The following is a 14,396-nucleotide window of genomic DNA, read 5'->3' on the forward strand; positions in this document are numbered from 1 at the left end:
GTCTCCACTCAGCTGGCTTTCTGAATGTCCTGACTTTCTACTTCAGGTGTTTTTTTATAAAACAAAGCGGCATGAAATAACGTCGACTGCTGTTCTAACTCAGCCACATATTCCTGAACCAAACGTTGGAAATAGCGATGTGCAAATAATGCAGGTACAGCAATTAACATACCGGCAGCAGTGGTAATCAAGGCTTTAGAAATACCCGGCATCATCAACACTGGATCACTATTGGTGCCTATATCAATCATTAAGAATGCTTCAATAATACCGATCACCGTACCCAACAAACCCAGTAAAGGTGCAACAGCGCTTAAAGTGCCCAAAAAGTTGATATTTTTTTCTAAATAACCAATTTCTTGTGACGCTGTGACTTCCATTTGCGCACGTGCATATTGCTCGTTTTGATCTTTACTAGCGTAACCTGCGCCCAATACACGACCCAATGTACTTTGCTGTAAAGTTGGACTTTGCTTTAGCTGCTGCACCACATCTTTCACCGATGTGTTCACATTCATCATCAAGTCTTTTGGCAACACCATTGATTTTTTTAAACGAATAAAACGCTCAATGGTAATGGCTACCGTAAAGATCGAACAAATGACGAGCGGGATCATTAACCACCCGCCCGCTTTGACTAATTCCCACATTTGATTTTCCCCAATAAATCGAATTTAAAAATTATTCAGCTAGACAAATATTTAAAATGCCATCTAGCTCTTCAAGAGTATGGTAGCTAATCACCAGCTTGCCTTTCCCTTGTTTATTATGATCAATTTTCACATCTGCACTGAAACGATCAGAGAGACGTTGTGTCAGTTGCTGAATGTCTGATGAAACACTTGGTTTCGCTTTTTGTTGTTTTGGTGCATTCAAATCACGAACAAATTGTTCGGTTTGACGTACAGACATACTTTTTTCAATCACCATTTCAGCAACTTTAAGCTGATCTTTGGCTTTTAACGTCAAGATCGCACGTGCATGCCCCATATCGAGCAAACCTTGCTGCATAAAGTCTTTGACTTGATCCGCTAAAGACAAGAGGCGTAGTAAGTTACTAATCGTGGTACGTGCTTTACCTACCGTATCGGCAATCTCTTGATGACTTAAACCAAACTCGTCATGGAAGCGTTGTAAAGCCATGGCTTGATCGATTGGGTTCAAATCTTGACGTTGAATGTTTTCAATCAATGCCAAGGCAATTGCCACTTGATCACTCAAGTCACGAACAATGGCAGGAACTTCAGTTAAACCTGCAAGCTGAGCCGCACGCCAACGACGCTCACCAGCAATAATTTCGTAGGGATGCTTTTCATCTTCGACAGGACGAATGACGATTGGTTGCATGACACCATGCTTTTCAATCGATGCAGCAAGTTCTTGTAAATCTTGTTCTTTAATGAAACGACGCGGTTGATACTCGCCGCGTTTCAATAAATGCACATCAATTTGTTTTAACTGTCCATGATCTAAAGCTTTTGCTTCGAGCTGTAGTTTTTCTTTTTGAATTGAGCCGAGTAAGGCATCCAGACCACGACCTTTAGCCAGTCCGCGTTTTTTTACGGTCATGCTTTAGTTCCTTTTTTTACTTTGGTTTTTTTTAACATCTCAGCTGCCAAGTTCAAATAAGCAACTGCACCCTTCGAGCTTTTTTCAAAATAAATCACTGGCAAACCGTGCGCAGGCGCTTCAGCCAAACGAATATTACGCGGAATAACCGTGTCATAAAGTTTCTGACCGAAGTATTGTTCAAGCTCAGCAGACACATCACGTGTTAAGGCATTACGCGCATCGTACATAGTACGCAGCACACCCACGATCTCTAGATCTGGGTTCAATGCTTGCTGAATACGGTCAATGGTTTGGGTTAAATCAGCCAAACCTTCCAAGGCATAATATTCACACTGCATTGGAATCAGCACAGCACGTACCGCTGCAAGTGCATTGACAGTGATCAAACTTAAACTTGGTGCACAATCGACAATAATATAGTCGAAGTCTTTTTCGACGCTTGCCAATGCTTCACGTAAAATAAACTCACGACCGTCTTGATCTGCAATTGCAAGCTCAACGCCAGCTAAGTCACGGTTTGCACCTAAAACCTTATAGCCCACTTCCGCTTTATAAATAGCGGTTTCAATCGGCACTTCACCAAGTAAGACATCCGTGACTGAATACAACAAATCATTTTTTTGAATGCCCGAACCCATCGTGGCATTGCCTTGTGAATCCATGTCCACAAGTAAAACTCGTTTTTTTAATATGGCTAGAGATGCAGCCAAGTTCACAGCCGTTGTGGTTTTACCTACGCCACCCTTTTGGTTTGCAATCGCAATAATTTGAGCCATGGTAACCCCAGTCCTTTGAAAATTTTAAATACGTTTAAGAAAAATTAAATGACGCTGCTCATCAAGTCGTGGAACTTTTAATGCAACGATATCAATCTTGAAATCACTTTTTAGTGTTTCAACTTCTTCTTCAGGAATTAAGCCTTTCATCGACGCGATAATACTTTGCGCATGCATATACGGTTTAGACGCATCCACAAAATCCGTTAACGATGCAAAAGCACGACTGGTGATCACATCAAACTGCCCCAGTTCATTAATGCTGTCTTCATTTTCGACACGTGTTTGTACCGCAATGACATTTTTTAGTTTTAAGTCAGCAATAAATTGTTTTAAGAATCGAATTTTTTTACCGTTGGCATCTAAAAGCACACATTCACGTTCAGGCTGACACAGTGCAATGATCATGCCCGGCATGCCACCACCCGTACCGATATCCAATAAACGACCTGCAGGCAAATCATTTAGGATACTTAAGCTATCCAATAAATGCTTAACCAACATTTCTTTAGGATCACGAATAGCAGTCAAGTTATACGCTTTGTTCCACAGCACTAGGGCATCTTGGTATTTCAGCAATAGATTTAATGCTTCTTCACTCAAATCTAAGCCAAGCTTTTGACTACCTTGCTTTAAGTCTTGAAAAAAAGGATGCATAAAGAAGACATCTCAATAAAAATTAACTGAAGTATACCGATTTCTAAGCCGTGGAACAGTAGCTAACGCTTAGCGAATATGCACTTAATCGTACATGCCTTGGCGAATCTGTAGATCTAGATCACTTAAACGCTCAGGTGTGCCAACATCAACCCACGCAGTTTGCATTTTCTCTGCAGAAATTTTTCCATCCAACATAGCTTCTTTCAATAAAGGTGCGAGCGGACGCTTGCCCGCTTCCAATCCATCAAACATATTTGGATGAATGACAGCGATCCCACTATAGGTGAGTGCCTCGCCTGCATGTTCTTGCTCAAAGGTATAACTACGCCCTGCATCCAAGATAAAATCACCCTTTGGATGTTGCGTTGGATTAGTCACATAAACCAAGTGTGCCAAATCATCTTTTAGCTCAACATTGAGCAAGGCTGAAAAATCGTAAGTCGTCCAAACGTCACCATTGACTAAAATAAACGGTTCTGTCCCAAGCAAAGGTAAAGCATTAATAATGCCACCAGCTGTTTCCAAACCTTCCGCTTCACGTGTCCAACGAATATCTACACCAAACTGCGAACCATCACCTAAAGTACCAATCAGGATATCTGCAAGCCATGCAGAATTGATGATGATTTCAGTTACGCCAATTTTTTTTAGCTTTTCTATATGCCAAACAATCAGTGGTTTTCCACCCACTTCAAGCAACGGCTTTGGCTTATACAATGTTAAAGGGCGCATCCGATTTCCGAGACCCGCCGCTAAAATCATGGCTTTCATTATGCAACAACCTCATAAGTGCCGTATTTGGCTTCAAATTTCGGCAATACTTTAGCCTGAATAAATTGCATAAAAGGTTGTAATTCTGCATACGGTTTACTTTCTTCGAGTAAATACCACATCACGCGCGGCAAATCTTTGAGATAACCCGACTTACCATCACGCTCAAATAAGCGCACAAAAATACCTAAAATTTTGATATGCCGTTGAATCGCCATGAGGTCTGCGTCTTGTTTGAATTGCTCAAAGCTACGACCTTCTTTTGCCGATGCAGGTAGCAAATCATAGAACGTCTTAAACCATGCATAAACGCGATCTGCATTCCACTGCACATAGGCATCACGTGTAATAGAAATCAAATCATAAGTATCTGCACCAATCACAGCATCTTGGAAGTCAATCACACCCTGATCTTGCTCACCATCAAGTACCATCAAATTACGGCTATGAAAATCACGATGCACAATCACTTGAGGCTGAGCCAATGCAGCATTGGCTAAGATAGCAAAGGTACGTTTAATCAGTGCCGATTCTTCTTCAGTAGGCTGCACTTGTAGAGATGGCAATAACCAATCGGTTAACAGCTCCATTTCAGAAATCAGCTTTTCATAGGTATATGCAGGAAAATGAGCAGTACCATCAATTGACTGTAATTGAATCAACTGTTTAAAACTTTGAGCATAATGTGCGTCTACTGTTTGATCATTCAACAACGTGGACAATAAAACATCACCAAAATCCTCTAACAATAAGAAGCCTTGATCAAGGTCTTTGGCCACGATATGTGGTACACGCACGTCATGTGCATCAAAAAATTCATCAATCGACACAAAAGGACCACAATCTTCTTTTTCTGGTGGTGCATCCATGAGCATAAATGTTTTATTATTCAATTTGATTCGTGCATAACGACGGAAGCTTGCATCGCCTGCTAAGAAGTTAATTTCAAATTGATCTGAATCGAGTACAGATGAAATCCATGTTTGTATCAATTGTTCACGTTGTGTATTCATTTGCGATAAATTCTAATACAGGCTGAGTTTTTAAAGTGCTAAGTGTAGCTACTTATCAACTTTTTCTCTATGATGCGACAATAATTAATTGCGATTAAGCATACCTGGTTAATGAGACAAATGAAGCATCAGTTTAAATTTAATCCTTTAGCGACTGCGATCTTAACCCTTCTATGTGGTAGCTCGTTACCAAGCTATGCAGCACCTGTTTCAAACCCGTCCACGGATGACGATACAGAACAACTCAAACAAAGCATTTCAGAAGCTTATCCGGGGCAGCAGTTCTTCGAACAATATTATGTCGATAAATCTGCACCTGAAGCACAGATTCGCAACACTAATCAATTAAGTTCTGCGTTTTGTACAGGCACCTGGATTACCCCAGTTGCTCCAACAACGAAAGCAGTCGCACCTGAAGATGCAACCTCTACCATTACCGCAGACTATGGTCATTTTGACCCGAATGGCGACTCCATTCTTGAAGGTAATGTTCTGATTGACCAAGAAGGTCGTCAAATTCGTGCCGATCAAATCAAAATTGATAAAACCCAAACCTACGCCAATGCTTCTGGCCGCGTACAAATGGCACAGTCTGGGCTGATTTCTCAAAGTGATTCGATTGATTACAATTTAAGAACCCAACAGGGTGATTTAAATAACAGTTTCTTTATTGCTGAACAGCAGCATGCACACGGTCGCGCTGAGAAAATTTCACGTACTTCAACCGAAACCCTTGAATTAGAAAATGCGGTTTATACCACCTGTCCACCCGATGAAAAACCAACGTGGAAAATTCAAGCAGACAAAATTAAGCTGAATCAAGAAACCGGTCGTGGCGAAACCAAGGGGACAACACTTTATGTAAAAGATGTTCCTGTGATGGTTGTACCCTACTTCAACTTCCCGATTGATGACCGCCGTACCACAGGTATTTTGACCCCAAGCTTTGGTTTTACCAATGATGGCGGTATTGAACTTGCAGTACCAGTTTACCTAAACCTTGCGCCAAACTATGATGCTACAGTAACACCACGTTATATTGCAGACCGTGGCGCAATGATGGAAGGTGAATTCCGTTATTTGACCAAAAACTTTGGTTCAGGGATGGTGTGGGGGGGGTATTTACCATCCGACCAAAAGTATGATGATCAGGATCGTAAAGACTTACATTTCCTACATAACTGGAAAATTAACGATCAATTCACGACAAATTTAGAATACAATTATGCATCTGATAAAGACTATTTCTCAGATCTCAATAATAATCCAAACTCAAAAACTGACCTGAACTTACGCCGTGCATGGGAACTCAATTATAAAAATGGTATCCCTGGCCTAAAAGCACAGCTTAAAGTGGAAGACTTCCAAACACTGGATAAAACTGTCAGTGATGAAGACCGTCCATATGCGCGCTTGCCACAATTCCTACTGAACTACAAGACTGGTAATCCGCTCGGCTTACAGTACGAATTTAACAATGATACGGCTTACTTCAAAAAGAACTTACGTAGTAATAATATTCCAAACAATACTGGCGATTCGCCAATGTATGAGCCAAGCGGCGCCCGTATTTATAACGACTTTAGTGTGCGTTATAACTATCGTACTCCTTGGTCATTTGTGATTCCTGAAGCAACGATTCGTAATGTCAACACGATTTACGATCAAGACACCGTTAATGCACAAAACATTAGTTCATCAAATGAAAGTAAGTCGGTCGTTGTACCGCAATTTACTTTAGATGCGGGTCTTGTGATGGAGCGCGAAGGTCGTTATCTACAAACCTTAACGCCACGCTTCTTCTATGCGTATTCTCCATACAAAAACCAAGACACTAACCCGAACTTTGACTCAACCACAGCGTCAATTAACTATGACCAGTTATTTAGCCCGCGTCGCTTCTATGGTAATGACCGTTTAGAAGACAACAACTTCGCATCTCTAGGCTTGAGCTATAGTTTATTTGATGATGTTGGTCTTGAGCGTTTAAAAGCTAGCGTTGGTCAAAGTTTCTATTTTGAAGACCGCCGCGTCACGCTAAACAACGTCTCTGATAAATTTGATACCGAACGCCATACTGGCCCTGTCGTGAGCATTTCTAGCCAACTATCTGACAGCATCAGTGTCAATGCCAATTCTGCATGGATGGCGAATGGTGATAATGCTCAGCGCGATATTCAAATGTATTACACAGGAAATAAAGGCAATTTATACAATGTCGGTTATTTCTATCGTAAAGACATTCCGAACCGCCAAGACAGCTATGACCAAGCAGTAGCATCGTTTATTCAACCTATACACAATAACTGGCGTATTATCGGTCATGCACAATATGACCTCGACAACAGTATTGCGCGTGAATATTTACTTGGTGTGAACTACGAGTCATGCTGCTGGGGTGTTTCAGTTTATGGTCGTTCGTACTATAACGATTTAGATAATGTAACATCTTCAGATGTTAAACCAAAACGTGCCATTATGGCGGAGTTCACCCTAAAAGGTTTAGGTGGCTTCAACAATAAATTAACCTCTTTGCTTGAAAACCGAGTGTTGGGTTTTAACAATATTAATCAATCTTGGACAGAACGTTAATGAAGACAAAACAGTTAAAACAAATTTTTAAAGCGTCAGCCTTGGCACTTTGCCTATTGACTTCTGTATCTGTATTTGCTGCTGCGCAACCTAAAGATGAAATTGTAGCTGTCGTTGACAATAGCGTGATTCTACGTAGTGATCTTGATCAAAGCATTGCCGAAATTACTCACCAACTTCAAGCAAAAAAACAAACCATCCCACCGACCGAATACTTGCAGCAACAAGCTTTAGAACAGCTGATTACGCGCCAAGCACAGCTTGAACAAGTGAAACGCTATAACGTCAAAGCGGATGAAAAATCACTCAATGAAGCCGTACTTAAAGTTGCGAAAGATGCCGGCTCTCCAAGCTTAGAAGCGTTTCAGCAAAAATTAGATGCTGTTGCACCAAATACCTATGCAGGTTTACGTGCACGTATCGCTGAAGACATCGCGTTACAACGCCTACGCCAACAGTTGGTCACTTCTCGTATTCAAATCAGTGACCAAGATGTGAAAAACTTCTTAAGTTCACCACAAGGTCAAGCTGCGCTAGGTAATCAAGTCCACGTCTTACATGTACGCGTTGCTAGCAGTGATAATGCCGTTAAAATCGCTGAAGACATTCGCAAAGAACTGGCAGCAAGTAACGATGTTAAAGCGATTACCAACAAATACAGCACCAAAGACATTAAAGTTGACGGTGCAGATATGGGCTTCCGCAACTTATCTGATATTCCAGATGAACTTGCTGCACGTGTAGCACCTTTGCAAGTCGGTCAAACCACTGAACTGATTTCAGTACGTGATGGCGTTCATGTTTTAAAATTGGTTGACCGTAAAGGTGGCGAACAAAAAGCCATTGTTCCACAATACCAAACTCGCCATATCTTGATTCAACCTTCTGAAGTGGTGAGTCCTGAAAACGCAAAACAAATGATAGACAGCTTGTATAACCGCCTGCAAAAAGGTGAAGATTTTGCTGTCTTGGCTTCAACATTCTCGAATGACACCGGTTCTGCTGCCAATGGTGGTAGTTTAGGTTGGGTTAGCCCAGGTGTTATGGTTCCAGAATTTGAAGCGATGATGAAATCAACAGCGAAAGGTGAAATCAGCAAACCTTTCCAATCTCAGTTTGGTTGGCACATCCTGCAAGTAACAGATACACGTCAACAAGACATGACACATGAAGTACAAGAACGTATGGCACGTCAGATTTTAGGTGAGCGTCAATTTGACACTGAACTGGACAGCTGGTTACGTGAAATACGCAACAATGCCTATGTTGAAATTAAAGACCCTGCTCTAGATCGTAAAAAGAAATAAGTGAATAAACAAAAAACCAGCTTCGGCTGGTTTTTTATGTCGATTCTTATCATTATTCAGCGTTGTAGTAATTATTAGTTGTAGTAATTATTAAAAAACCAGTATTTAAACCATCTACTCTTTTTATAGGCAAAAAAAACCTCCCATTTGGGAGGTTTTTTTAACTCAATTAACGATTGTTGTTTTCGTCGTCTTGAGCATCTTCAAATTTAGTTTCGCCATCAAAACCAGCATTTTGACCGCCGAAGCCACTTTGACCGCCGAAGCCACCTTGACCACCGAAGCCACCTTGACCACCGAAGCCACCTTGACCACCAAAGCCACTTTGACCACCGAAGCCACCTTGACCACCGAAGCCACCTTGACCACCGAAGCCACCTTGACCACCGAAGCCACCTTGTTGGCCGCCGAAGCCGCCTTGTTGACCACCGAAGCCAGCAGCGCCTTGAGCACCAGCAGGAGCACCAGCAGGACGTGGGTTACGTGCTGGAACAACAGTTGAAATAGCGTGTTTGTAAACCATTTGGCTTACAGTATTTTTTAATAAAACAACGTATTGGTCGAAAGATTCAATATGACCTTGCAATTTAATACCGTTTACAAGGAAGATCGACACTGGAATACGTTCTTTACGGAGAGAATTTAAGAACGGATCTTGTAAAGTTTGACCTTTAGACATGTTATAACTCCAAAAAATAATAAAAATCAGCGCAAAAGCTACCTTTACTTTTCAATTAAAAATTATCAAAAAGGTAGTCTGTAAATTTTGCTTTATCCGTAGCACTTTCGCAAGTCTTCTTGAGCCTGCTGCGCAGTTAAATATGTAGTAAATTTATGCGTTTCTTGCAAAGATCTTAACCAAGTATATTGACGTTTTGCAAGTTGTCGTGTTGCAAAAAGTGCCTTATCCTCCATTTCACGCTGTTTTTCGCTACTTTGATCACTATTTTTCAAAAAATCTAAAGCTTGACGATATCCAACTGAGCGCATAGAGGGTAAATTTTCATCTAAATCGTATTTTTCAATGAGAGCTTTCACTTCATTTAAAAATCCAATTTCCCACATTATTTTTAGACGTCGAGCTATACGCTCATGTAATTCTAATCGGTCGGGCAATAATGCGTAATTATGAAAATTGTATCGGTATGGTACGTTTTTAGGTTGCTCAGCTTGTAACTGAGTAATGGGTTTACCGGTTAACTTAAAAACTTCGAGCGCACGGATAATTCGTTGCTTATCACTCGGTTTAAATTTTTCACCTGCCAATGGGTCTACATTGCACAATTCTGCATATACAGCATCCCAACCTTGCGACTCAGCTTTGGCTTCAATTTCAGCACGTACGGCATAGTCTGCACTTGGTAAATTTGAAGACAACCCTTCCAATAAAGCCTTGTAATACAACATTGTACCACCGACTAATATCGGTGTTTTACCTCGTGCATGCATATCATCAATCAGCACACACGCATCTTCCACAAAGTTCGCTGCCGAATACACTTCTAGCGGACTGATAATATCAATCAAATGATGTGGATATTTCTCCAACTCAGCTTTACTCGGCTTGGCCGTACCAATATCCATATCCTGAAAAACCAAAGCAGAATCGACAGAAATTAATTCGAATCCACCTTGCTCGTATAATTCACATGCCAAGGCGGTTTTACCGCTTGCAGTTGGTCCCATTAAGTTGATGACCGGCAATTGATTTGACATGTAAAACTACTCTCCCCGAGCAAAAAGTTTATCTAGCTGTGCCAATGGAAACGCACGCCACGTCGGACGTCCATGGTTACATTGGCTGGCAAATTCAGTTTGTTCCATCTGACGCAGTAATGCATTCATTTCAGATAGACTTAAAATACGGTGTGCGCGTACAGCGCCGTGACAGGCCATGCCTGCCAATATTTGATCGCGCTTTTGTAGTAACCCTGCAACCTGATCACTTGGGTCTAAATCATTTAATAAATCTGGAATCAGCGCATCAAAGTCTGCTTTATGCAAAATGGCAGGAACACCTCGGACAATAACTTGCTCATCGCCATATTGATCTATTTCTAAACCTAGGCGTGCCAATTGTTCTTTGAGCTCATCGACGCGCATCGCTTGCATCCTACTGATGCTCACGACTTTAGGAATCAGCAATTGCTGCGATGTCCAAAACTCAGGTTTATCCCAAGCAGTTTTCATTTGTTGCAAAACAATGCGCTCATGTGCCGCATGCATATCAACAATGATTAAACCTTCGGTGTTTTGGGCCAAAATATAAATACCATGCAATTGCGCAATGGCAATCCCCAAAGGATGCTCATCGACTTTCTGCTGAATATGTTCAGCCAATGCGGTATCCGGATCATTTAACGACTCAGTTTGACGTAAAGGCGCCAAATAACTTTGCAATGCATTATTGAGCTGTCTGGAACCCGCTAAATTTGACTGATATCCAGCACTATTGTTCGACGCATTTGAATATTGCTGTGTATAAGCTTCCTGCCCTGTTGGCGCATGATTAGAAGCATATTGCACTGTTGCAGGTGAACTAAAGTCAGTGAGTCCGCCTGAGATCTCTGGACTGACAAAATTTGAGCCTTGCTCTGCAACTGGCTGAGATTGATGTAATGAAAATTGTTCCTGATGACGCGGCTGCGGAATAATATTTTCGTGTGCCTGCCCGTCGAGTTTCATTGCAGATGACAATTCGGCTGTCGCGGTTTGAAATTGCGCTAAAGTCGATTTGGCAAAATGGCGCACAAACTCATGTACTTCACGTTGATTTAGAAAACGTATTTCATGCTTGGTTGGATGCACATTCACATCGATATTTTCTGGATCAACTTCCATAAACAACAAATAAGCGGCATGTTGATGCCCATGCAAAATACCGTCATAAGCCATGCGAAGTGCATGTGAAACGGTCTTGTCTTTTACGATACGTCCATTCACATAGACATATTGCATATCGGCCTGCGCACGTGCATCTGAAGGATGGCCTAACCAACCACTGAGACGCATATTGACGCTATCAGCATCTATCCAGTACGCATTTTCAGTAAATTGACGGCCTAATAATTGTTGTACCCGCTGAAAACGGAGCGCGCCACTGTCTGCAATAGGCAAGTTCAGCTTAATACTATTGTTATGCTCAAGGACAAAACGTATATCAAAATGGGTCAGTGCCAAACGACGGACAATTTCTTCGATATGTCCAAACTCAGTCCCCGGTTTTTTGAGGAACTTACGCCGTGCAGGCACATTAAAAAATAAATCTTGCACACGGATGGTGGTGCCTTGCGTCGCTGCCACAGGCTGAATTTCTTGCGAATCAAATGCGGTGCCATTTACTTCGACCTGATAGCCTACACCGTCATCATTTTGGCTACTGGTCAATGTCAAACGAGACACCGCAGCGATCGAAGCCAAGGCTTCCCCACGAAAACCTAGACTTACAATGGCATGCAAATCTTCAGCAGTTTGGATTTTACTTGTGGCATGGCGCATGACCGCCAAAGGTAGATCTTCAGGGTGAATACCCCGACCATTGTCTATTATTTCAATCAGTGTACTGCCGCCTTGTTCAATACGAACAATCAGCTCAGTCGCCCCTGCATCAATGGCATTTTCCAGTAATTCTTTGACCACAGAAGCAGGACGTTCAATCACTTCCCCTGCGGCAATTTGGTTGGCTAAGGCAGGATCAAGCGTTCGAATGCGGCGGGCACTGATTTCATTCAGCATGGTTAAATTTTTGCTCCAAAGCGTTTTGCAAAGTTTCTGAAGAAGAGCTTAAAGTCGCTGTACGGGTGGTTTCATCCGCAGACTTTTCAATATTAATAATTAAATCAGCCTCAGGGATTTCGTCGCCCCCTTTAGATGGCCATTCAAATAAAAATAGGGCGTTCGGCGTTTCTAAATAATCACGGATACCCATAAGTTCAAGCTCATAAGGGTCATTCAGACGATATAAATCAAAATGAAAAATATCTTGTCCTTGAATATTGTAAGGTTCAACTAATGTATAGGTTGGACTTTTTACCGCACCTTGATGACCCAAGTGTTGTAAAAAATAACGTGTTAACGTGGTCTTTCCTGCACCCAAGTCACCAATTAAATACGCTACACCCGTCGTAAAATGCGTCGCCAGTACGGTAGCTAAGTTTTGGGTATCGACTTCACTATTAAGTTCCAGACTGAATGAATACTGCATATTACTCACAACATGTACATAAGAATTAAATATGATAGCATCGCACTGGCTAAAATGGATATGTTCACACTACAGATTGAGCATTTTTCATGATGTGTTCTCTGCTTTATTTGCTCAGTTTTTAGATCTTTCTTCATGCACAGTTTTGAATTTACTCCCCCAATGATCAATGGTGTTAGTGCCAGCAAAGTCTTCCTTGACGGTCAACACACGCAAGCCTCTACCGTCTATGCATATTTGTGTGAACAATTTCCTCATATCCAAGCAGCAGAGTGGCAACAACGATTTAAGGATGGATTGGTCTATGCCGCAAATGGTGACGTTTTAACGATAGACAGTCCTTTTGAAGCCAATCGTCATGTTTATTATTATCGATTCTTAGCGCATGAAATCCATGTTCCTTTTGAGCATCAGATTTTGTTTGAAAATGATCATTTCATTGTGGTCGATAAACCACATTTTCTCACCATGAGTCCAACCGGTCAGTATGTACAAGAAACCTTATTGGTTCGACTCAAAAAACAAACGCAGCTTGAACAGCTAACGCCGATTCATCGTTTAGACCGTGAAACTGCAGGTGTGGTGCTGTTTTCCAAATGTGTCGAAAGCCGTGGGCTGTATCAACAAATGTTTGCCACTCGAAACGTTCAAAAAACCTATCATGCCATTGCAGCTTATCGAGATGAATTAAATTTCCCAATCACAACTCGCTATCGCATGGAAAAAGGTCAACCTTTTTATACAATGCAAATAGTAGATGGTGAACCTAACAGCGAAACCTTCATTCAGCTGATCCAGCAGCATGGAAACCGCGCTAAGTATGAATTAAATCCCCATACCGGCAAGCAACACCAACTTCGTGTACATTTAAATGCTTTGGGCATTCCAATTCAAAATGACCCCTTTTATCCAGTAGTACAACATAAGGCAGATGACGATTTCAGCCAACCTTTACAACTACTTGCGAAACATCTTGAGTTTATCGATCCTGTGACAGAGCAGGCTTTTCAATTCAGTTCTGCCTATGAATTGACACTGTAAATCGATTGTCATTACATTAAATTGATAAAATACTGCCAAACTTTCTTGAATTTAAAACAGTTTTGATTAGAATAAATGCGAAAAGTTAAGTATTTTAAAGCTTTCTAAGAATATGAGAAAAACTGAAGTCTACCAAATCCGCCTCGATTCACAGGAAAAGAAACAGGCCTTTGCCGTGTTTAAACAATTAGGCATTACACCTGCACAGGCTGTACGTCTATTCTTTAAACAAGTTGTTTTAACCAAATCAATCCCCTTCTCTATTGAAAACCAAAATATCAATATTGAACAATTGATTAAGTTACGCAAATTAAAACAACAAGAAGCCCAAGCCATTTCAACCACTGAAATTAGCCCTGCGGAATTAGAAATTTTAAATAATGATCCATTATTAGATGATGATCATCTCGACTTGTTTGAAGAGCTCAATGCAATTTTGGGTGAAGGTGACAAAACTTAA

The 14,396-nt window shown here is 41.3% G+C and carries 14 protein-coding genes; 4 read left to right on the forward strand and 10 right to left on the reverse strand.

Annotated features, from left to right (window positions below; genetic code table 11):
* Positions 1-8: 8 nt before the first annotated feature.
* From FTT77_RS00730 to FTT77_RS00755, 6 genes are all read right to left on the reverse strand, one after another.
* A complete protein-coding gene (locus tag FTT77_RS00730) occupies positions 9-650 on the reverse strand; it encodes a MotA/TolQ/ExbB proton channel family protein (RefSeq protein ID WP_078188956.1) in 642 nt (213 codons plus the stop codon).
* Positions 651-681: 31 nt separating this feature from the next.
* Positions 682-1,569 carry a ParB/RepB/Spo0J family partition protein gene (locus FTT77_RS00735; RefSeq protein WP_168378888.1) on the reverse strand — a complete coding sequence of 296 codons (888 nt, stop codon included), beginning with the start codon at positions 1,567-1,569 and terminating at the stop codon, positions 682-684.
* Positions 1,566-2,348, reverse strand: coding sequence for a ParA family protein (locus FTT77_RS00740; RefSeq protein WP_078188958.1), 783 nt, complete (start codon positions 2,346-2,348; stop codon positions 1,566-1,568). Before FTT77_RS00740 ends, FTT77_RS00735 begins: the two co-directional genes overlap by 4 nt.
* Positions 2,349-2,372: 24 nt before the next feature.
* The gene (rsmG, locus tag FTT77_RS00745) at positions 2,373-3,005 is read right to left on the reverse strand and encodes a 16S rRNA (guanine(527)-N(7))-methyltransferase RsmG (RefSeq protein WP_180003083.1); all 633 of its coding nucleotides are present in this window, start codon (positions 3,003-3,005) and stop codon (positions 2,373-2,375) included.
* A gap of 84 nt (positions 3,006-3,089) precedes the next feature.
* Positions 3,090-3,779 (reverse strand): N-acetylmuramate alpha-1-phosphate uridylyltransferase MurU, encoded by a 690-nt coding sequence (gene murU, locus FTT77_RS00750; protein WP_180007341.1) that lies wholly within the window; start codon positions 3,777-3,779, stop codon positions 3,090-3,092.
* Positions 3,779-4,792, reverse strand: coding sequence for an aminoglycoside phosphotransferase family protein (locus FTT77_RS00755; protein WP_180007342.1), 1,014 nt, complete (start codon positions 4,790-4,792; stop codon positions 3,779-3,781). The genes murU and FTT77_RS00755 overlap by 1 nt, the downstream gene beginning before the upstream one ends.
* Positions 4,793-4,912: 120 nt before the next feature.
* On the opposite strand from FTT77_RS00755, the gene FTT77_RS00760 reads away from it, so the two are divergent.
* Together FTT77_RS00760 and FTT77_RS00765 are read left to right on the forward strand one after the other, a co-directional pair.
* Positions 4,913-7,384, forward strand: coding sequence for an LPS-assembly protein LptD (locus FTT77_RS00760; protein WP_180108748.1), 2,472 nt, complete (start codon positions 4,913-4,915; stop codon positions 7,382-7,384).
* On the forward strand, positions 7,384-8,691 hold the full coding sequence (locus FTT77_RS00765; protein WP_180108749.1) for a peptidylprolyl isomerase: 1,308 nt from the start codon (positions 7,384-7,386) through the stop codon (positions 8,689-8,691). Before FTT77_RS00760 ends, FTT77_RS00765 begins: the two co-directional genes overlap by 1 nt.
* A 169-nt stretch (positions 8,692-8,860) precedes the next feature.
* On the opposite strand, the gene hfq is transcribed toward FTT77_RS00765, so the two are convergent.
* The 4 genes from hfq to tsaE all read right to left on the reverse strand — a co-directional run bounded on the left by hfq (position 8,861) and on the right by tsaE (position 12,895).
* Positions 8,861-9,370 (reverse strand): RNA chaperone Hfq, encoded by a 510-nt coding sequence (gene hfq / locus FTT77_RS00770; RefSeq protein WP_180040220.1) that lies wholly within the window; start codon positions 9,368-9,370, stop codon positions 8,861-8,863.
* A gap of 92 nt (positions 9,371-9,462) precedes the next feature.
* Complete coding sequence (gene miaA / locus FTT77_RS00775; protein ID WP_180007346.1) at positions 9,463-10,407, reverse strand: tRNA (adenosine(37)-N6)-dimethylallyltransferase MiaA; 945 nt, start codon at positions 10,405-10,407, stop codon at positions 9,463-9,465.
* Positions 10,408-10,413: 6 nt separating this feature from the next.
* The gene (gene mutL / locus FTT77_RS00780) at positions 10,414-12,426 is read right to left on the reverse strand and encodes a DNA mismatch repair endonuclease MutL (RefSeq protein WP_180007347.1); all 2,013 of its coding nucleotides are present in this window, start codon (positions 12,424-12,426) and stop codon (positions 10,414-10,416) included.
* On the reverse strand, positions 12,416-12,895 hold the full coding sequence (tsaE, locus tag FTT77_RS00785) for a tRNA (adenosine(37)-N6)-threonylcarbamoyltransferase complex ATPase subunit type 1 TsaE (RefSeq protein ID WP_180007348.1): 480 nt from the start codon (positions 12,893-12,895) through the stop codon (positions 12,416-12,418). Before tsaE ends, mutL begins: the two co-directional genes overlap by 11 nt.
* Positions 12,896-13,030: 135 nt before the next feature.
* On the opposite strand from tsaE, the gene FTT77_RS00790 reads away from it, so the two are divergent.
* Together FTT77_RS00790 and FTT77_RS00795 are read left to right on the forward strand one after the other, a co-directional pair.
* The gene (locus FTT77_RS00790; protein ID WP_180007349.1) at positions 13,031-13,936 is read left to right on the forward strand and encodes a pseudouridine synthase; all 906 of its coding nucleotides are present in this window, start codon (positions 13,031-13,033) and stop codon (positions 13,934-13,936) included.
* A gap of 112 nt (positions 13,937-14,048) precedes the next feature.
* Positions 14,049-14,396: a type II toxin-antitoxin system RelB/DinJ family antitoxin gene (locus FTT77_RS00795; protein WP_078189014.1), complete on the forward strand. Its 348-nt coding sequence runs from the start codon at positions 14,049-14,051 to the stop codon at positions 14,394-14,396.

The sequence above is a fragment of the Acinetobacter sp. YH01010 genome, assembly GCF_013420775.1.
Classification (GTDB): domain Bacteria; phylum Pseudomonadota; class Gammaproteobacteria; order Pseudomonadales; family Moraxellaceae; genus Acinetobacter; species Acinetobacter amyesii.